19 protein-coding genes and 1 pseudogene are annotated in these 18,392 nt (G+C 58.6%); 8 read left to right on the top strand and 12 right to left on the bottom strand.

What is annotated here, in order from left to right:
* Window positions 1-169: 169 nt before the first annotated feature.
* A complete protein-coding gene (locus BR48_RS0120435) occupies window positions 170-1,384 on the top strand; it encodes an ROK family transcriptional regulator (protein WP_027233010.1) in 1,215 nt (404 codons plus the stop codon).
* A gap of 1 nt (window position 1,385) precedes the next feature.
* Here the strand turns inward: BR48_RS0120435 and BR48_RS0120430 are convergent, their stop codons facing one another.
* Window positions 1,386-2,717 carry an aspartate aminotransferase family protein gene (locus tag BR48_RS0120430; protein ID WP_027233009.1) on the bottom strand — a complete coding sequence of 444 codons (1,332 nt, stop codon included), beginning with the start codon at window positions 2,715-2,717 and terminating at the stop codon, window positions 1,386-1,388.
* Window positions 2,718-2,853: 136 nt separating this feature from the next.
* Here BR48_RS0120430 and BR48_RS0120425 point away from each other — a divergent pair, with 136 nt between their 5' ends.
* A complete protein-coding gene (locus BR48_RS0120425; protein WP_027233008.1) occupies window positions 2,854-3,402 on the top strand; it encodes a cupin domain-containing protein in 549 nt (182 codons plus the stop codon).
* On the opposite strand, the gene BR48_RS0120420 is transcribed toward BR48_RS0120425, so the two are convergent.
* Entirely contained in the window at window positions 3,399-3,986 is a 588-nt protein-coding gene (locus BR48_RS0120420) for a LuxR C-terminal-related transcriptional regulator (RefSeq protein WP_155810942.1), read from the bottom strand. The two genes, BR48_RS0120425 and BR48_RS0120420, sit on opposite strands and share 4 nt — an antisense overlap.
* A gap of 80 nt (window positions 3,987-4,066) precedes the next feature.
* On the opposite strand from BR48_RS0120420, the gene BR48_RS0120415 reads away from it, so the two are divergent.
* Together BR48_RS0120415 and BR48_RS0120410 are read left to right on the top strand one after the other, a co-directional pair.
* Window positions 4,067-4,789, top strand: coding sequence for a CoA transferase subunit A (locus tag BR48_RS0120415; RefSeq protein WP_027233006.1), 723 nt, complete (start codon window positions 4,067-4,069; stop codon window positions 4,787-4,789).
* 1 nt (window position 4,790) lies between these two features.
* On the top strand, window positions 4,791-5,432 hold the full coding sequence (locus BR48_RS0120410) for a 3-oxoacid CoA-transferase subunit B (RefSeq protein ID WP_027233005.1): 642 nt from the start codon (window positions 4,791-4,793) through the stop codon (window positions 5,430-5,432).
* Between the two features lie 32 nt (window positions 5,433-5,464).
* Here the strand turns inward: BR48_RS0120410 and BR48_RS0120405 are convergent, their stop codons facing one another.
* From BR48_RS0120405 to BR48_RS0120390, 4 genes are all read right to left on the bottom strand, one after another.
* Window positions 5,465-6,229, bottom strand: a complete 765-nt coding sequence (locus BR48_RS0120405; protein WP_027233004.1) for an SDR family oxidoreductase — start codon at window positions 6,227-6,229, stop codon at window positions 5,465-5,467.
* A gap of 17 nt (window positions 6,230-6,246) precedes the next feature.
* Window positions 6,247-7,245 carry an ABC transporter permease gene (locus BR48_RS0120400; RefSeq protein WP_027233003.1) on the bottom strand — a complete coding sequence of 333 codons (999 nt, stop codon included), beginning with the start codon at window positions 7,243-7,245 and terminating at the stop codon, window positions 6,247-6,249.
* Window positions 7,242-8,810 (bottom strand): sugar ABC transporter ATP-binding protein, encoded by a 1,569-nt coding sequence (locus BR48_RS0120395; RefSeq protein WP_197030376.1) that lies wholly within the window; start codon window positions 8,808-8,810, stop codon window positions 7,242-7,244. Before BR48_RS0120395 ends, BR48_RS0120400 begins: the two co-directional genes overlap by 4 nt.
* 79 nt (window positions 8,811-8,889) lie before the next feature.
* Window positions 8,890-9,846 (bottom strand): sugar-binding protein, encoded by a 957-nt coding sequence (locus BR48_RS0120390; protein ID WP_027233001.1) that lies wholly within the window; start codon window positions 9,844-9,846, stop codon window positions 8,890-8,892.
* Between the two features lie 779 nt (window positions 9,847-10,625).
* Here BR48_RS0120390 and BR48_RS0120385 point away from each other — a divergent pair.
* Window positions 10,626-10,886, top strand: coding sequence for a helix-turn-helix transcriptional regulator (locus BR48_RS0120385; protein ID WP_027233000.1), 261 nt, complete (start codon window positions 10,626-10,628; stop codon window positions 10,884-10,886).
* A gap of 73 nt (window positions 10,887-10,959) precedes the next feature.
* Here the strand turns inward: BR48_RS0120385 and BR48_RS0120380 are convergent, their stop codons facing one another.
* The 4 genes from BR48_RS0120380 to BR48_RS0120365 all read right to left on the bottom strand — a co-directional run bounded on the left by BR48_RS0120380 (window position 10,960) and on the right by BR48_RS0120365 (window position 14,600).
* Window positions 10,960-11,793 carry an alpha/beta hydrolase gene (locus BR48_RS0120380; protein WP_027232999.1) on the bottom strand — a complete coding sequence of 278 codons (834 nt, stop codon included), beginning with the start codon at window positions 11,791-11,793 and terminating at the stop codon, window positions 10,960-10,962.
* A 25-nt stretch (window positions 11,794-11,818) separates the two neighbouring features.
* On the bottom strand, window positions 11,819-12,730 hold the full coding sequence (locus BR48_RS0120375; RefSeq protein WP_027232998.1) for an ABC transporter permease: 912 nt from the start codon (window positions 12,728-12,730) through the stop codon (window positions 11,819-11,821).
* A 3-nt stretch (window positions 12,731-12,733) separates the two neighbouring features.
* Window positions 12,734-13,528 carry an ABC transporter ATP-binding protein gene (locus BR48_RS0120370; protein WP_228020643.1) on the bottom strand — a complete coding sequence of 265 codons (795 nt, stop codon included), beginning with the start codon at window positions 13,526-13,528 and terminating at the stop codon, window positions 12,734-12,736.
* A gap of 97 nt (window positions 13,529-13,625) precedes the next feature.
* On the bottom strand, window positions 13,626-14,600 hold the full coding sequence (locus BR48_RS0120365; protein WP_027232996.1) for an ABC transporter substrate-binding protein: 975 nt from the start codon (window positions 14,598-14,600) through the stop codon (window positions 13,626-13,628).
* Between the two features lie 106 nt (window positions 14,601-14,706).
* Between BR48_RS0120365 and BR48_RS0120360 the strand changes: the two genes are divergently transcribed.
* The 3 genes from BR48_RS0120360 to kynA are packed head-to-tail and all read left to right on the top strand — an operon-like array spanning window position 14,707 to window position 17,548.
* On the top strand, window positions 14,707-15,450 hold the full coding sequence (locus BR48_RS0120360; protein WP_027232995.1) for a GntR family transcriptional regulator: 744 nt from the start codon (window positions 14,707-14,709) through the stop codon (window positions 15,448-15,450).
* 14 nt (window positions 15,451-15,464) lie between these two features.
* Window positions 15,465-16,712 (top strand): kynureninase, encoded by a 1,248-nt coding sequence (gene kynU, locus BR48_RS0120355; protein WP_027232994.1) that lies wholly within the window; start codon window positions 15,465-15,467, stop codon window positions 16,710-16,712.
* Window positions 16,709-17,548, top strand: coding sequence for a tryptophan 2,3-dioxygenase (kynA, locus tag BR48_RS0120350; RefSeq protein WP_027232993.1), 840 nt, complete (start codon window positions 16,709-16,711; stop codon window positions 17,546-17,548). Before kynU ends, kynA begins: the two co-directional genes overlap by 4 nt.
* 26 nt (window positions 17,549-17,574) lie before the next feature.
* On the opposite strand, the gene BR48_RS0120345 is transcribed toward kynA, so the two are convergent.
* Together BR48_RS0120345 and BR48_RS25125 are read right to left on the bottom strand one after the other, a co-directional pair.
* Complete coding sequence (locus BR48_RS0120345; RefSeq protein ID WP_027232992.1) at window positions 17,575-17,949, bottom strand: hypothetical protein; 375 nt, start codon at window positions 17,947-17,949, stop codon at window positions 17,575-17,577.
* A 188-nt stretch (window positions 17,950-18,137) separates the two neighbouring features.
* Window positions 18,138-18,392 (bottom strand): annotated as a pseudogene (locus BR48_RS25125) (homoserine dehydrogenase); the annotation flags it as partial.

The raw sequence follows: 18,392 nt of genomic DNA, 5'->3' as shown, positions 1-18,392 counted from the left end.
GACGCCGGTTGGTCGTTAAGTCCGAGAGCTTTTTAACCAGGACCTGCCCGCGACTTCCCTTCGTCCGGCCAGTGCTCATTCCCCGAAGACTCTTGCGGTCTTTTATTAAATCAATTGTCTTGACTTATTAGTTGTTCAATATTCTTCTGGAGTCAAGTGGGGACTGTGGATGACGGACAAGAGACCGATCAGAGCCAAGAGCGGGACGAACCTCGGCGGTGCAAGCGCGCATAATCGCCGCATCATGATCGATGCGCTGCGCGTCAACGGCGCCCTGTCGCGCGCCGATCTCGCGAGAGCTACCGGCCTCACGCCGCAGACGGTCTCCAACATTATCGAGGAACTTGCATCCGACGGTCTGGTACGCTCGCAGGCGACCGTGCGGCGGGGGAGGGGACAGCCCGCCACCCCCTACCAGCTTGTACCGGAAGGCGCGTTTGCAATCGGCTTGCAGATCGATCGCCACGTCACCCGCACGGTGATCGTGAACTTAGTCGGCGAAGTACTAGTGAAGTACGAGGCGAAACTGCCGCCGGGGGGACCAGCGGAAGGCGTGCTGGTGATTCTCGATCTCGTCAGGCGGGCGCGCGCGGAACTTGCCGCCCGGACGAGCGACGCGGACAAGCGCCTCGTTGGTCTCGGCGTCGCCATGCCGGGTCCGTTCGGGATCAATACGCTCTATGACGACCCATGGATGATGACCGCGTGGCAGAACTTTCCGTTGATCGATCGTATCGCCGAGGGCACCGGCCTTGAAGTGGCCTTGCAGAACGATGCGGCGGCGGCGGCTACGGCCGAGCGCTTGCTCGGCGCGGCGCACGGTCTCGACCATGCGATCTGCATCTATTTCGGTTACGGGCTTGGCGCTGGCCTTATTCTGAACGGCGAACTTTACGGAGGTGCGCATGCGAATGCCGGTGAGATCGGCATGATCCTCGCATTGATTCCTGGCGATGGGGCTGATGTCGAGCCGCTGGAGCATTACGCATCGATGGCGTCTCTATGCAAATTACTGAGCATAGATCCATCGGAGCCGCAGCTTTTTGAAATGGTGAGCGATGCCCTGCAAAAGGGCAGTCCCCAAATCGAAGCATGGATTGCCGACGTGGCGCAGCGCCTTCGACGAGCCATTCAGGCGCTCGAATCCATATTCGATCCGCAGACGATCATCCTTTGCGGGGGCGCCCCGCGTCGCCTCATCGACCGTCTCGTCAAGGAGATTGGGCCTTTGCTGCCCTCGATTGCCGATCGGGCGAGCCGCTTCCCGGAGGCGCGGCTTCAGGCCGGATTGGCCGATCCATGGTCGGTGGCGCTTGGCGCGGCGGCCGAACCGATAGCGCGGACTTTTGATCCGCGCTTCTCGGCCATTTTGAAGAGCACCTAGCTCAAGCGGCGCGCTTGATGGCATCACCAAGCATCGAAGCCATCGTGTCGATCTGTTCTTTCTGGACGATCAATGGCGGCGACAGCGCGATCGTGTCGCCGGGCACGCGGACGAGCAGTCCTTTGTTGAAGCAGTCGACGAACACATCATATCCGCGCGCGCCCGCCGCATCGGCGCGAGGTGCGAGTTCGATACCGGCCACGAGGCCGATGGTGCGGATATCGATGACATTCGGCAGGCCATTCAGACTGTGCATCGCCTCCTGCCAATGGTCGGCAAGTTCGGCGGCGCGGGTGAGAAGGCCTTCCTCGCGGTAGATTTCAAGCGTCGCCAGACCTGCGGCACAGGCGACAGGATGTCCCGAATAGGTGTAGCCGTGGAAAAGTTCGATCTGGCTTTCCGGTCCTACCATCAGCGCATCATGAACCGCTTCGCTGGCAAAGACTGCGCCCATTGGAACGACGCCGTTGGTCAGACCCTTCGCCGTGGTGACGAGGTCGGGAACCACACCAAAGTAATCGACCGCGAAAGGCGTTCCGAGGCGACCAAAGCCAGTGATCACTTCATCGAATATGAGCAGGATGCCATGCTTCTTGCTGATGGCCCGAAGCTTTTCGAGATAGCCCTTCGGCGGCAAGAGCACGCCCGTCGAACCTGCAACCGGCTCGACAATGACAGCGGCAATCGTTTCCGCGCCGTGGAGGGCGACAAGGCGTTCCAGATCGTCAGCAAGATCAGCGCCATGTTCAGGCAGACCATTCTTGACGAAGGCATTGCGCGCCGGATCGTGTGTATGGCGCATGTGATCGACGCCGGGCAGCGTCGGGAAAACGCGGCGATTGTTGACGAGCCCGCCGACGGAAATGCCGCCGAAGCCGACGCCATGATAGCCGCGCTCGCGGCCAATGACGCGTGTGCGCGTGCCTTGGCCAATTGCGCGCTGATAGGCGATGGCAATCTTGAGTGCCGTGTCGACCGATTCAGAACCAGACCCGGTGAAAAACACCTTGGTAAGTCCTGCCGCCTTGCCGCCAGGCGCAATTGCCGCAAGCTTTTCAGCGAAATCGAAGACGTAGGGATGGCCCATCTGAAACGGGGGCGCATAGTCCATCGTCATGAGCTGGCGCGATACCGAATCGGCAATCTTTTCGCGGCCATGACCTGCATTGACGCACCAGAGACCTGCGGTACCGTCAAGCACCTGTCCGCCATCCACATCGGTGTAATACATGCCCTTGGCGCCCGCGAGCAGCCGCGGAGCCGCCTTGAATTGGCGGTTGGCCGTAAACGGCATCCAGAAATTTTCAAGCGATGGGGTGTTTGACATTAACATCGGGAGGTCTCCTCTTCTTCCACGAAAAGGCCACGCTTTGAATTGCCCAACAAGTCCTTTTCTGGGTAAAATCAAGCCATTGTTTTTGTTGAAACCTCGTGGGATATTTGCGTTATACGAAACAGGTGAAACAGCAATGAGCATCGATCTCGGCGGCCGGCTGCGCTTCCTGCGCGAGAGGCACGGACTCTCGCAGCGGGAACTGGCCAAGCGCGCAGGCGTGACCAATTCCACCATCTCGCTCATCGAATCCAACCAGACCAATCCCTCGGTCGGTGCATTGAAGCGCATACTCGACGGCATTCCGATCGGCCTCGCCGAATTCTTTGCGCTCGAGCCCGACCGCCGGCAGAAAGTCTTCTACGAAGCGGGCGACCTGGTCGAAATCGGCAAGGGCAATATTTCCTACCGGCAGATCGGCGAAAATCTCTTCGGACGAACGCTGCAGATCCTCAAGGAACGTTATGAGCCTGGAGGGGATACGGGAAAGATACCTCTGGTTCACGAAGGCGAGGAAGGCGGCATCGTCATAAGCGGGCGTCTTGAAGTCACGGTCGACGATGAGCGGCGGATACTTGGACCCGGTGACGCCTACTATTTCGAAAGCCGCAGGCCGCATCGGTTCCGCTGCGTCGGCCCCAACCCCTGCGAGGTTGTCAGCGCTTGCACTCCGCCGACTTTTTAGCGGAGAGCCGCAAACCAGGCGATGAGTTCGGCGCTGTTGCGCAGGCCATGGGCGCGCATCAGCCGCGCTCGGTGTGCTTCGATGGTCCGCTTAGACAAACCGATTTCCTGAGCGATCTGGGAGTTGGTCTTGCCCTGCGAGACGAGGGTAAGCACCTGCTTTTGCCTATCCGATATAAGGCTGGTCGTGGCGGCAACCGTTCGAGTCATCGGCTCGAAGCAATATAGCGCCTCAGCGAAAGGGTCTGCGTGGTTGCGGCTACGCCCCCTAACCTTGCACCAGAAGCTCGTGCCATCACGCCGGCGCATGAGCCGCTCGTCATAATAGACCCTGCCGCCGGCGAAGTTCGTTTGCCACATTTCGCCGGTCCGCACGAAATCCCTGAGCTTCGGATAGAGCTTGGAAAAACTCTGGTCGATCAGTTCATCGCGCTCATAACCGAACTCCTTGGCGAATTCGACATTGCAATCGCGTATGATACGGTACGTCGCATAGACCATCGGCACCGGCAGGTCGGCCAGCCAGAAGCGCTTGGCGCTTTCAGGATTTGCGATGTCGGAACTCAGAGATGCCGCTGCGGTCATGCAGTATTAATACGACTACCTGTACCGCCTCGACAAGCCATACCGTTGCTGTCAGAGGATGGAGAAATGGGAGATTATCCTTGAAAAAAGTTCATTCAGATGTGAGCGGCGCGCTCGATGGCCTGCTGTTCGACGGCATGACCATCATGGCCGGCGGCTTTGGCCTATGCGGCATCCCCGAAGCATTGATCTATGCGATCCGCGATTCAGGGGTCAAGGATCTGACGGTGATTTCCAACAATGCGGGCGTTGACGGCATAGGCCTCGGCGTCCTCCTGGAAACGCGCCAGATTCGCAAGATGGTCTCGTCCTATGTCGGCGAGAACAAGCTCTTCGCCCAGCAATATCTTTCGGGCGAACTCGAACTCGAGTTCAATCCGCAAGGTACGCTTGCCGAACGTATTCGCGCCGGTGGCGCGGGCATCCCCGCCTTCTTCACCAAGACCGGTGTCGGAACGATCATTGCCGAGGGCAAGGACGTGCGCGAGTTCGATGGTGAATCCTACGTCATGGAACGCGGCCTGTTTGCCGATCTTTCCATCGTCCACGCTTTCAAGGGCGATACGGAAGGTAACCTTGTCTATCGGAAGACGGCGCGCAACTTCAACCCGATCATGGCGACGGCCGCAAAGGTCACCGTCGCCGAGGTCGAGCATCTTGTCGATGCGGGCAAGATCGACCCCGATCAGGTGCATACGCCTGGCATCTTCGTGAAGCGCATCGTGCATGTGCCCAATCCGGTCAAGCATATCGAACAACGAACGACCCGCCCGCGTATCATTGCTGCAAGTGAGGTGAACTAACATGGCCTGGACACGCGATCAAATGGCCGAACGCGCCGCCAAGGAACTGCGGGACGGCTTCTACGTCAATCTCGGCATCGGTATTCCGACCCTCGTTGCAAATTACATCCCCACCGGCATGAGCGTTCAGTTGCAGAGCGAAAACGGCATGCTCGGCATGGGCCCATTCCCCTATGAGGGAGACGAAGATGCCGACCTTATCAACGCCGGCAAGCAGACCATCACCGAACTGCCGACGACCAGCTATTTCTCCGGTGCGGACAGCTTCGGCATGATCCGCGGCGGCCATATCGACCTTTCCATTCTCGGCGCGATGCAGGTTTCCCGCAGCGGCGACCTCGCGAACTGGATGGTCCCTGGCAAGATGGTCAAGGGCATGGGCGGCGCCATGGATCTCGTTGCGGGCGTCAAGCGTGTCGTCGTCGTCATGGAGCATGAGGCCAAGGGAGAAGCCAAGCTTCTCGAAGAGTGCACCCTGCCGCTTACCGGACAACGCGTCACCGACCTCGTCATCACCGATCTCGGTGTCTTTTCCTTCGAGCGTCACGGCGAGCCGAAGATGACGTTGATCGAAATTGCGCCCGGCGTGACGCTTGACGAAATCAAGGCAAAAACCCAGGCGAAATACGACGTCGCCATCTGAGCCTTGAGCGCCGCCGGCGAGGCGGCGCCCATTCACCAGCAGACGAAGCCTCCATCGACGACGAGATCGATTCCCGTCACGAAGGACGAGGCGCGGCTGGCAAGAAACACCGCGGGGCCGATCATTTCCTCGGGTGCGGCAAGCCGGCCCATTGGCGTATCCCGTTCGAAGATCTTGACCTGATCGGCAACTTCCGGGCGCCGGTTCATCGGCGTTAGCGTATATCCAGGGCTGATCGAGTTGACGCGCACGCCCCGATCAACCCACTCCATTGCGAGGCTCTTCGACAGGTGGATGACTGCTGCCTTTGAGGAGTTGTAGTTTGCCTGTTTGAGGTCGCGATTGACGATCGAGCCCGACATCGAGGCAATATTGATGATGGAGCCCTTGCCTCGCGGCAGCATGACGCGGGCCTCCGCCTGGCAGGACAGGAACACACCGGTGACGTTGACATCGTAGACATGCTGCCAGTTTTCGCGTGCCAGCGTTTCGGCTGCGCCGCCCGCCCCGATGCCGGCATTGTTGACGGCAATCGTCAGCGGGCCGAGTTCACTCTCGATTCGCTCCACGGCGGTTGCGATATCGTCGGCCGACGTTACCGAGCCTTCAATCGTAATCACCTTGCGCCCGGTCGCGCGAATACGCTTGGCCGTCTCGTCGAGCCCGCTGCCGGAAGAATGGCCAAAGCAGCCAATATCGGCACCCGCTTCGGCAAGCCCAATAGCTATGGCCTGGCCAATGCCGCTGCCGGCACCCGTCACGAGGGCAATTTCGCCTTGAAGATCGAAAAGGTCCATGTCCAGTCCTTTTCCGGCTAGCTCCTCTGGCCCTCGGTGCTAGGCTCGGCGCGGGCAGCCCTTACCAGACGCCGCCGCGTGCGGAACGCGCCCCATTGCTGGTCGACCAGCACGCCAATGAGAATAACGCCGCCCATCACCGAGAAGTTGAGGGAAGACGGTATGCCGAGGAGGTTCACCAGGTTCTGCAGTTCCTGCAAAAGGATTGTGCCAAGGATGACGCCGACGATGGAGCCTTCGCCGCCGCGCAGCGAGAAGCCACCGAGCACCGCTGCAGCAATGGCGTAGAGCTCGTAGAAATTGCCATGGCTGGCCGGCGAGATCGAGCGGGTATACATGGCGAAGTAGATTGCAGCGAGCGCGGTAAGGACACCGCAGATCACATAGGCCGCCATGATGATCCGACCGGTACGGATACCGGAGAAGCGCGCCGCTTCCTCGTTCTTGCCGATTGCGTAGAGGTAGCGGCCGAAGACCGAGCGGTGCAGGACGACCCACATTATCGCCATGATGACGATGAGCGCTATAAAGCTGTTTGGGACACCATAGGTGCGGCCGGCGGTGAGGAATTCGAGTGTCGGGAAATTCTGGCCGAAGGCAAAACCGGCGGTGCCGTCAGCTGTATAGAAGCGGGCAACGCCGCGATAGATCAGAAGGCCGCACAAGGTGACGACGAAGGGTTGCAGCTTCAGCCGTGCGATCAGCCAGCCATGCGCAAGACCGATAAGGCCGCCCAGTATGAGGATGAGGATGAACGCGACGGGCCAATCCATGCCCCTCGTCGCAATAAAATCTATGAACAGCACGCCGAGGAGAGCGATGGACGAACCGACCGAGAGCTCGATGCCGCCGGTTATGATGACGAAGGCCTGGCCGATCGAAAGGATGCCGAAGAGGCCGATCAGGTTGGACGTATTGGCGAGGTTAATGGGCAGCAAAAACCGGGGATTGATCGCAGCAACGACCGCGCCCACGACCAGAATGAGAAGTAATAGCCCGATATCTTTCTTGCTCATCGCCCCTCCGGCTCTCTCTTTGCTAGTCTAGGCTTTTTTCCAACCGCAAGCAGCATGACGTTTTCCTGGCTGAGATCGTCCTTGTCGAGAATGCCCGAGATCTGGCCCTCGTGCATGACCGCTACGCGGTCGGAAACGCCGATCACTTCTTCCATGTCGCTCGAGATCATCAGCACCGCGACACCTGCCTCGGCAAGAACCCGCATGAGATTGTAGATCTCAGCCTTCGCGCCGATGTCGATGCCGCGGGTCGGCTCGTCCATGATGATGATTTTCGGATTCATGGCGAGCCATTTGGCCAGTACGACCTTCTGCTGGTTGCCGCCTGACAAAGAGCCCGTCCGCGTCGCGACGGAAGGCGCTCTGATCCCGAGACTTGATCGCTGCTTTTCCGCCGTCTTGTTTTCGCTGCGGGCCGAGACGAGATATCGTTTCGAATGCGCGGGCATGTCAGGCAGTGAAATGTTCTGCGCAATCGGAAAATCGAGGAGGATACCCTCGAGCTTGCGGTCCTCCGGAACAAGAAAGATGCCGTTCGCGACCGCATCGGCAGCAGAGTGCAGCCCAAGTTTCTTGCCATCGGTATAGACCTCGCCGCCGAGCCTGGCATCTATACCGAAGAGGACGCGGGCAAGCTCGGTGCGGCCCGAACCGACAAGGCCGGCAAGTCCGAGGATCTCGCCACGACGAATCTCGAGGCTGACCGGGTGGTGCGGATAGGTTGTCGTGCGAATATCTTGCGCTGAGAGTGCTACCGCTCCCGGTGTCTGCATTGAAACGGCCGTCCGGGCCTTCAGTGCCCGTCCGATCATCAGTCTAACCATCTCGTCATGATCAATCGCACTTTTCGGCAAGACCCCCGCAAGGATTCCGTCTCGAAGGACCAGCACGCGATCGGCGACGCGCTCTATTTCATGCAGGCGATGCGAGATGAAAATGACGCTGATGCCATCCGCCTTGAGGCTCTTGATGACCGCCAGAAGCTTCTCTGTCTCGGGGAGGGGAAGGCTCGACGTCGGTTCGTCGAGAATGACGAGCCGCGAATTTATCGAGAGCGCCTTGGCAATTTCCACCATCTGCTGCTGGGCGAGCGAAAGCTTCGAGACCGGCGTGTCAGCGCTGAAATTCGCACCGACGCGCTTCAAAAGCGAACCCACCATTTCGCGGAGCTTGGCGCGGTCGACGAGTTTCAGAGGTCCGGCGCGCAATGGTTCGCGGCCAAGAAACACATTTGCAGCGACATCGAGATTGTCGAAGAGGTTCAGTTCCTGATGAACGAAAGCGATACCGGCGTTCATGCTGCCTTCGACGGTCAATTGGTCGTGTTCGATGCCATCGACCGTGATCGTTCCACGATCGGGCTTCACCACGCCGCCGAGTATCTTCATCAATGTGGATTTGCCTGCGCCGTTCTCGCCAACGAGGCCGATCACTTCGCCCGGAGCCACCTCCATGGAAAAATTATCGAGGGCAACGACACCGGGATAGCTCTTGCGCACGCCAGCAAGGCTCAAGAAAGGCGCTTCGACGCCGGCGCACGATGATGTTTCAGGTACATTCAACATAGCTGCGTAAACCAGAACTCGAGATCATCGAAGACGCCGCCACCGGGCGACGTCTTCCTGATTATCCTGATAGTCTGGTTCAATTTCCAGCCATTGCTTTCAGATTTGCCGCATACTTGTCGACATCGTCCTTGCCGATGATCACGGTTGGAATGATGATCAGCTTGTTGTCGGGGATACCCGACTTGTCGCCACCGAGATAAGCCGCCATCAGCTTCATGCCGCGGTAGGCCCATTCGAACGGCTGTTGCACGACAGTGGCGGCAACAGTCCCTTCCTTGACGCCACCCAGCGTGATCGGATCATCGTCGAAACCGACGACCGTGATCTGGCCAAGCTTACCGGCATCGCGCAGCGCTTCGTAGATTCGCGGCGTATTGTACGAATAGAACCCGACCATGCAGGTCACGTCAGGGCTCGCGACAAGCGCATCCTCAACGTTCTTTTTGGCACGCGTTTGGTCGATATCATCACCGCGCACATCGACGAGTTCGATCTTGGTACCGGCAAGACCATCCTTCATGCCCTGAATGCGCTCTTTGGCGTTGTCCGCCCCGAGCAGGCCGACAAATCCGATGCACTTGCCACCATTCGGCATGGCTTTCTTGGCAATTTCGGCTGCCTGCTTGCCCGCATCGACGTTCGACGACCCGATATAGGCGACGCGGTTGGTCTGCGGCGCATCGCTGTCAGTGGTGAAGAGCGCGGTCTGCGAGGCAATCTTGTTCAGCCCGTCAGTCGACGTTTTGGGATCGACCGCTGAAACCATGATGCCCTTGACGCCGGCGGTAACGAGATCGTCCATCAACCGCTGCTGGATGGCAACGGAGGATTGCTCCGGATATTTAAGCTCGAGCGAGTAGTCCGGCAGTTCCGCCTGGGCCTTCTTGACACCGGCTTCTGCGGCCTTCCAGAAGTCGGAGGCGCCGTTGACGACAAAGGCCAGGGTGGGCTTATCCGCGGCGTTGGCGATGGGCACTCCGGCTGCCCCAAGGACAAGAGCAGCGGTTAAGCCAGCAGCTAATGCAAGTCTCATAACTAACCTCCCATTAAAGTCCGTATTGCGCCCGGACCGTTGGCAATCTGACCATCGCGTCGTTCCTTCCTCCAAGGCCGACGACACAACGGGGAGCCGATGAAATCGGCTTTCCGACCATGACTTTAATTGGGTAATTGTTATTAGTAAACTCTATTATCATATAGTATTATCAATCTTTCACGTGCGTCGTACGAGGCCGCTGCGGGGTGGCCGGCGGCGGAACGGGACCATGAGAGGTTGAGCAAAGATTGGGTCCATCTGATTCTAGCGACCAGCCTTCGAAGATCAGGAAAGCCAGAAATCGCAGAGCTGTCGACGAGTGGGGGCTCGCTACCTCGTCCGTTTCACGACGCAGACGGGGCTTGCGCCAGGGTACTGGGGATCCTGCTCGACGCAGGCGGCATCATAACGGAACGTCCCGTAATAGACGCGCGCGCAGCCCGAAAGCAGCGGAGCGAATGTTACAATCACCAGGAATATGGCCCTGAAATAATTCCTGCCGTGGTGGTTCATTTTCCTTGATCTCGTTCCTATATGAGCGTTTGAAAGTGACACAGTGGCGTAACAATCCACTGATATTCTTCACTAATTGACCGAACCGACAATCGGCAGCCGTAGCAGTCTAGCAAAATCTGGTGCCAGAATAAGGCAAGTACCCGTCAAGGTTGTGTTCACGTTTTCCGTGAGCCTGCACAAAAGGCTTGATCGAGCGGGATTGACGTATAAGTTCGGCCTTCCGATTTGTTAACCAAACCTTTCACGTTAGGAGCAAAGCGATGAACAACAGCGACTATACGTTGCCAGAAACAATTTCCACGGCGCTAGCCAAAGGTACCAATATTGTCACGGCATTTCGCGAACAATTCGGATATTCCGTCGAGGATTTGGCCGTAGCATGCGGTCTGACTTCCCTCGAAATTGAAACGATCGAAAGCGGTCAAAACAACGACCCAGCCAAACTGGAGCGTATTGCCCACGCATTGGGGCTTCCCAACAATGCAATGATCATTGAAGAATCGAAGCGCCTAAGCGCCTGAAATCTTTAAATTAATAAATCGGACTCAAAAAGCTGCCAGGGTGATATCCCAACTCTGGCAGCTTTTTGTTTGGCTATAATCCAAGCAAATTACGGGTCAGCGGATGGTCGGGCTCCGTCAGCCCCTCAATGATGTTCGCGTGATGCTTGCCGGGCTCTTCGACTGCTTCCACCCGGCAGTCGAATCCCGACCAGACGTTGGCCAGCAACGCATTCTGCCGCACGAACTCCGGGCGCTCCAGCGCGCCGACCCATGCGGTCACGTCAATCCCTTCCTGTGGTTCGAGGAGGGCAGGACTCTCGAGCCGTGCTTCGACCGCATCAAGATGCAGAGTTTCGTTCATCTCCGTTTTCATCAACGGGCGCAGGTCAACGAGGGGCGATATCGGGACCGTCTTGCGGACGCGTTGGCGCACTGCCTGCGGCAGGGGCGAGGTTGCAGTCATCATCCGGGCGACAAGATGACCTCCCGCTGAATGACCGGTCAGGTGGATCGGCCCTGCGACCTCGTTTGCAGCGTGCGCAATGGCAAGGCCGACTTGAACCGTAATGTCGCTGACGCGCACCTCCGGACAGAGCACATAGGAGGGAATGGCGACGGCAAACCCGTTCGACACCGCACCCCTTGCCAAATGCGACCACGCGGACTTGTCGAAATCCTCCATCCAGTAGCCGCCATGAATGAAGACCGCTAGGCCGCGCAGGTCGCCTGACGGCATGAACAGGTCGAGCCGATTGCGATCGTGTTCGCCGTAGCTGGCGTCGAGTTTCAACAGACCCTTGCGGTCCATTTCCTCGCGAAAGCTCGTGGCCTGCTCCAGCCACTTTGCCGGGTATCCGAAGCCATCGGGTATATAGGCAAAATTCGAATAGGCGTCGTCCCAGTCGATTGGTTCTTGCGTGACCATCCTGTTTCCTCCCGGCGCTCTAACGCTATTCCCTGACCTTCTCGCGAACGGCAAACCCGCCGCCGGACTTGCGCAGATTCGGCAAGGCCAGCATCAACAGGACAAAGGCGCCGGTCGCAAATTTCAGGTCCGCGGGAGCGAGGCCGAGCGTAAGGCAGAATGAAATGAGCTGATAGTAGACCAGCGAGCCGACGACCGGCGCGAGCACCTGGCGCAGAATAGTCTGCCGTCCGGTAATAGCCTCGCCGATGATCAGGGCGGCAAGGCCATTGATCAGAATGCCGAAGCCCATGTTCACGTCGGCAAAACCTTGCGTCTGCACCATGATGCTCCCGCCGGTTGCCGAAAGCGCACTCGCGGCGCCGACGCCGACGATCGTCGCGGTGCCGACATTGATACCCTGCGCTTCGGCCATGTCCGGGCTCGCCCCCACCGCGCGCATCGATGTTCCTTTCTCCGACATGAAGAAATAGAGCATTGCCGCAACGACGAGCAGGATCAGAACGCCGACGATCAGGATCTTGACCCAGGGCAGATTGGCCGAGGCGCCGGCGAGCAGCGTGAACACGGTGTCGTAGGTGAACAGCGGTATATTGGTGCGGCCCATGATGCGCAGGTTGATGCTGTAGAGCATCGTCATCACCAGGATACCGGCGAGCAGCGTATTAATCTTGAAGCGCAGATGAATGAACGCCGTGCTGCATCCGGCGATGAAACCGCAGATCAGGGCAACGAAGCAGGCCAGGAACGGGTTGACGCCCCCTGCGATCAGCGTGCCGCAGACACAGCCACCGAGCGGAAAAGCACCTTCGGAGGTCAAATCCGGAAAGTTCAATATTCGGAAGGGCAGCATGACGCCGAGAACAACGAAGGCAACGATGAGGCTCTGGGCAATCGTGACCGGGATCAGTCCGTAGAAGCTGGTGAAAACGTCCATGGCTCAATTTCCCTGCAGCGCGATAGCGTCGGATTTGGTGTGGAACCGGTCGATGAGGTCAGAGACCGTGATGCCGCGCTTCTCCTCGGGGCCGATTTCTACCAGCACCTTGCCGGCGTCCATCATGACGATCCGGTTGCCGTAATTGATCGCGTGTTCCATGTTGTGGGTGACCATCAGCGTCGTGAGCTTGAGCTCTTCCACCGCGCGCACCGTCGTGTCCATCACGAGCTTTGCCGTGCGCGGATCGAGGGCTGCCGTATGCTCGTCGAGAAGCAGCAGTTTTGGCTGGGTAGAGACCGCCATGACCAGCGAAAGCGACTGGCGTTGACCGCCGGACAGGAGCCCAACCGGCATGTCCAGACGCTTTTCGAGTCCAAGGTTGAGTTCGGCGAGTTGCTCGCTGTATCTGGCACGCCGCGCTGACGTTAGTCCGAAGGAAAAGCCCCGCCGTTTGCCGCGCAGTTCGGCCAGGAGCATGTTCTCGCCAATGGTCATCGTTGGCGCGGTACCGATCATCGGATCCTGGAAGACGCGGGCAATAAACTGGGCCCGGCGATGCGCGTTGAGGCGCGTGACGTCCTGCCCGTCAATGGAGATGCGTCCGGAGTCGAGCGGCAGCTTGCCGGAGACCGCGTTGAGGAAACTGGACTTGCCGGCGCCGTTGCTGCCGATGACGATGCAAAAGTCCGCCGGTGCAAGGTTGACATTGAGACCGTCGAGCGCCCGGCGCTCGTCCTGCGTACCGCGATAGAAAATCTTTGTGCCGCCCGTTACGGAAAGCATGTTCTTTGTCATTGATGAGCCCTCGAACTCCGAGCTGTATGCCCCATGCAATAATTCCTGCGTCATGGTTGGCGCAGGAACTATAGGTTTGCAGGCGAAAGGAGAAGGCTTATTTGACGAAGCACTCGCAATCTTTGAGGCTTTCCGGCACTTTTTGTCCGGTTTTGGCAAGCACGGCCTCATTGATCAAAGCAGTATGGTCTTCATAAGTCGGCTTGATCGGAGCAAGACTTGCTGGCGACTTGCCGGCAATGATCTCCGCTGCAAGCTTTGCCGCATTCTGCCCGACCTTGGTGTACGAGACCTCGAAAGCTGCAGCAACGAGACCGTCACGTACCGCCTGTGCCGATGCGTTGACGATCGGAATGTTGACCGAGAGGGCGGCTGCGGCAACGGCGGGCACAGCTGGCTGAACCAGGTTCGAGCCCGGAACGTAGATGACGTCCGCCTTGCCGGCGAGCGAGCTGACGCGGATCGGAATATCGTTGGTGTTGTCGAGGCCGACTTCGACTAGCTCCATGCCTTCGGCCTTAGCGGCTTCCTTGATCAGCTTGAGCACGGCAACGTCGTTGTCTTCGCCCGGATTGTAGAGATAGGCGAGGCGCTTGGCATCGGGCAGCAGCTTGCGGATGAACTTGACCACTGAGCTGACGTCCTGCAAATCCGACGCGCCAGTCATGCCGGTGTCGCCAGCTTCCCAGGATGGCGTCAGCTTTGCTGCGACCGGATCGGTCACCGCTGCGAAGACGACTGGCGTGCCGGAATTGCCGACGATCTGGCGCGCGCCCTGTGCGACCGGAGTGGTGACGGCGAGGATGAGCTTCGGGCTTCCCGAAACGAGCTTCGTGACCATTTGCGGGATGAGGGTCGCATCGAAATTGACCTGCAACTCATCATAGACAGCATCGGCAACGCCGAGTTTCGCCAATTCCGCCTTGAACGAGGTCACGGTTTCGTCGAGCTGCGGATGCTTGCCGAACTGGGCAATGCCGATTTTCGTTTCGGCTGAGGCAACGCCCATGTGCAGGCCAAGGCCGAGTGCTGCCGCGAGCGCAGTGCGCACCGCATATTTTGCGCCAATCATCGAATGTCTCCCTTTTTTGTGTGTTCCAACCCCTGAGGCTTGAAAATAGTATAACAAGCGTGAAATGATATACAATACAAAATGGGGCAAACCCACAGAGGGAACGATGGCCGAGAGCGTCAAATCGGACAGCCTTTACGCGGCGCTGCGATCGCGCATTCTCAATGGAAGATTGCGTCCGGGCCAGTCGTTGCGGCTACGCGCGCTTGCCGAGGAATTGGGCGGCAGCGCAACACCTGTTCGAGAAGCGCTCAATCGCCTGCACGCCGAAAACTTCGTGACGACCGAAGCCAACAAGGGCTTCCGTGTTGCAACTGTAACGCTCGAGGAACTTGAAGATCTGGAATCGGCCCGCGCTGCGATCGAAACCCAGCTGCTGCTGCGATCGATCGACAAGGGCGATCGCGACTGGGAAGCGCGCCTCGTCAGCGCCCATTACCGGCTGTCGAAATGCGAGGTTCCCAACTCATTTTCCCAATCGGAAGCAATCGATCTTTGGGACGCCGCACATACGGAGTTCCACTTCGCCCTGATTGACGGCGCCGCCTCACTCTGGCTGATGAATTTCGCACGACAGGTCAATGCCCAGCTGCAACGCTACCGCCGACACATCATCCTGCGCATCGATCACCTCAATCGCTCCGCAGCGCAAAATGGCAACGGCTCGCTGGGCGTCCTGTCACGCGAAGCGCTTGGTATCGATGCGCACACGGCGCTTATGCAGGCGGCGCTCGATCGGGACAGATCGAAGGCCGAGGCCTTGATGCTCGACCACGTGCGTCTCGCCAAGGACGCCTTTTTGAAACTTGCCAAGGCCAGCGGCATTTCCGGCATTGATGCCGCCGCCTGACGAATAGGGACACCATGGATAATACCACTCAAAGAATTGACGCCGCGGCGGCAGATCGTTCCGATCCGCTTCGTGGTTTTCGCAAACGCTTCCATTTGCCGGAGGGCGTCATCTACCTCGATGGCAATTCGCTCGGCGCTTTGCCTAAATCCGTCCGCCAGCGTGTGTTGAACACGATCGACAAGGAGTGGGGCGTCGATCTCATCCGCAGCTGGAATACCGCCGACTGGGTGCACCTTCCACAACGTGTTGGCGCCCGCATAGCCCGCATCATCGGTGCGGAGGAGGGGGCCGTCGTCGCCGCTGACAGCACATCGATCAATCTGTTCAAGGTGCTTTCAGCCGCCCTCGACTTGAACCCCGGCCGCAACAAGATCGTCTCCGAGCGCGAAAACTTCCCCACAGACCTCTATATCGCGGAGGGCGTCGCCAGGCAGATCGGCAAGGGTCACCGGCTGGTTCTGTCGGATTCGCCCAAGGATATCCCAGGATTGCTCGATGAAGACGTCGCGGTGCTCATGCTGACGCATGTCAATTATCGCACCGGCTATCGCCACGACATGGCGGCACTGACGCGCGCCGCCCATGACAAGGGCATTCTCGTCATCTGGGATCTGGCACATTCGGCAGGCGCAATGCCGGTCAATCTTAGCGGAGCCGAGGCGGATTTCGCCATTGGCTGCGGCTACAAATACCTCAACGGCGGCCCGGGCGCTCCGGCCTTCCTCTACGTCAATCCTCGGCATCACGGCGGCTTCCGACAGCCGCTTTCCGGTTGGTTCGGTCACCGTGCGCCGTTCGATTTCGACTCCGCCTATACACCTTCCAACAAGATCGAGCAGTATCTATGCGGCACGCCCCCGGTTCTTGCGATGGTCGCCATGGATGAAGCGATGGCCATCTGGGATGACGTCGACATGGCGGCGCTCCGCGCCAAGTCGATAGCGCTTTGCGACCTGTTTATCCAGGAGATCGACAGCTTCGCCGAGCGTCTTGGTTTGCGGCTGGTTACGCCGCGAGAACCGGAATTGCGCGGCAGCCAGGTCTCTTATTCTTGCGAAAACGGTTATGCGATCATGCAGGCGCTGATTGCGCGCGGCGTGATCGGCGATTTCCGTGCGCCCGATATTATTCGCTTCGGATTCACGCCGCTTTATCTGAGTTTCGCCGAAGTCGAAAAAGCGGCAGCAATCCTCAAGGACATTCTCGAAACAAGCGCCTGGGATGCGCCGGAATTCCACGTCCGGGGCGCCGTGACATGACGCGTACGCCTTACGATCCGGAACAGGAAGGCGCGCAGATGATGTTCGATGGGCGAATGTCCTATGGCGACTATCTGCGCCTCGACAGGATTCTTTCAGCGCAAACGCCGCTGTCCGACGCCCATGACGAAATGCTGTTCATCGTTCAGCACCAGGCATCAGAGATCTGGATGCGCCTCGTCATTCACGAACTGACATCGGTTTGCCTGCACATTGCAAGCGATGATCTCGCGCCGTCCTTCAAGATGCTTGCGCGGGTTTCGCGCATTCTCGATCAGCTCAATTCGGCATGGGATGTGCTGCGCACCATGACGCCGAGCGAATATACGACGTTCCGCGAAGCCCTCGGCATGTCGTCTGGATTCCAGTCGTTCCAATACCGTGCGATCGAGTTCCTTGCCGGCAACAAGAACGCGGCGATGATGCGCCCGCATGAGCACAAGCCGGACATTCACGCCTGGCTCAAGGACATCCTGCACAAGCCCAGCATCTATGACGAATCCCTGCGGCTCCTCGCGCGCAAGGGCTTTGCCATCGATCACGCCGTACTGGAGCGTGACTGGTCGCGGCCTTACCAGCCCAATGAGAGCGTCCGCAATGCCTGGCTCCAAATCTATCGCGATCCCGAAGCAAATTGGTCCCTCTACGAACTTGCCGAAAAGCTCGTCGATTTCGAGGATTACTTCCGGCGCTGGCGCTTCAACCATGTGACGACGGTCGAGCGCATCATCGGGTTCAAGACCGGCACGGGCGGCACATCCGGCGTCAACTATCTGCGCAAGATGCTCGAAGTGGTGCTGTTTCCCGAACTCTGGAACGTGCGGACCGAGCTTTAGCTTATTCGTCGAGATAGAATTGCTGCCTAGGCTGCCCGCTTGTCGATCATCACGCAGTCCATCGCCGATTTTGCATGGACCTGGTTACTGTGCGCAAAACCATGTTTGGCAATTGCTGCAAGATCGTCATCGGGCCGGATTGGCCGCGACCACCAGTTTTCATTGAGTTTCCAGCCTTGGGCAGCGGCGCTTTCGATATCGGCGCTGTCAGGACGCAGTACACAGGATTCGTGCACGATGCGCGCATCCGGCGACCGTCTCATCATCATTTGCCGGCCACGCTTGAGCGCACTCGCTTCATCATCTTCAATAACAAGCTGATGATAAAGATGACGTGTCTGTTTATACTTCGTCAGATAAGCGAACTTGACTTGATATGCTGGCAAAACCTGCTCCTGCATCAAAGACTCAACCGCGTTAACCAATTCTTAATATTGTTTGCGATGCAGTCTTTTTCAAGGATGTCGGGGTTTTGCACAGATTAATTTATCGATGACGCACTCAAGCAACGTATTGATTAGCCTTGGTCTTCTCCAGTCGTTCCGAAAGCGAAATGAATGGGATCGACTACATCGATGCTCTCTCTCGCTCATGCGCCGTAGACGAGCTTGTCCTGGCGGGCGCGCAGTTCGACGATCTTCGAGCCTGGCACCGGCGCGGCATTGGCGCTAGTGATGAGTTCGCCCTTGCGGATCGGCGCCGTGACGCTGCCGCCCTGCAGAAGCCCGCACGGGATCGCCCCCGCTTCACGCGCTTCCGCCGCGGTCATGATCCAGGCGCGGTAGCAATATTCGCCGATGGCATCGAGCTTCTCTCCGGGCTGCATGTCCTTCTTGGCAACGGC

The sequence above is a fragment of the Phyllobacterium sp. UNC302MFCol5.2 genome (assembly GCF_000686005.1).
Classification (GTDB): domain Bacteria; phylum Pseudomonadota; class Alphaproteobacteria; order Rhizobiales; family Rhizobiaceae; genus Phyllobacterium; species Phyllobacterium pellucidum.
Note: the sequence above shows the minus strand (reverse complement) of the source record. Positions and strands in the feature narration are given on the sequence as shown.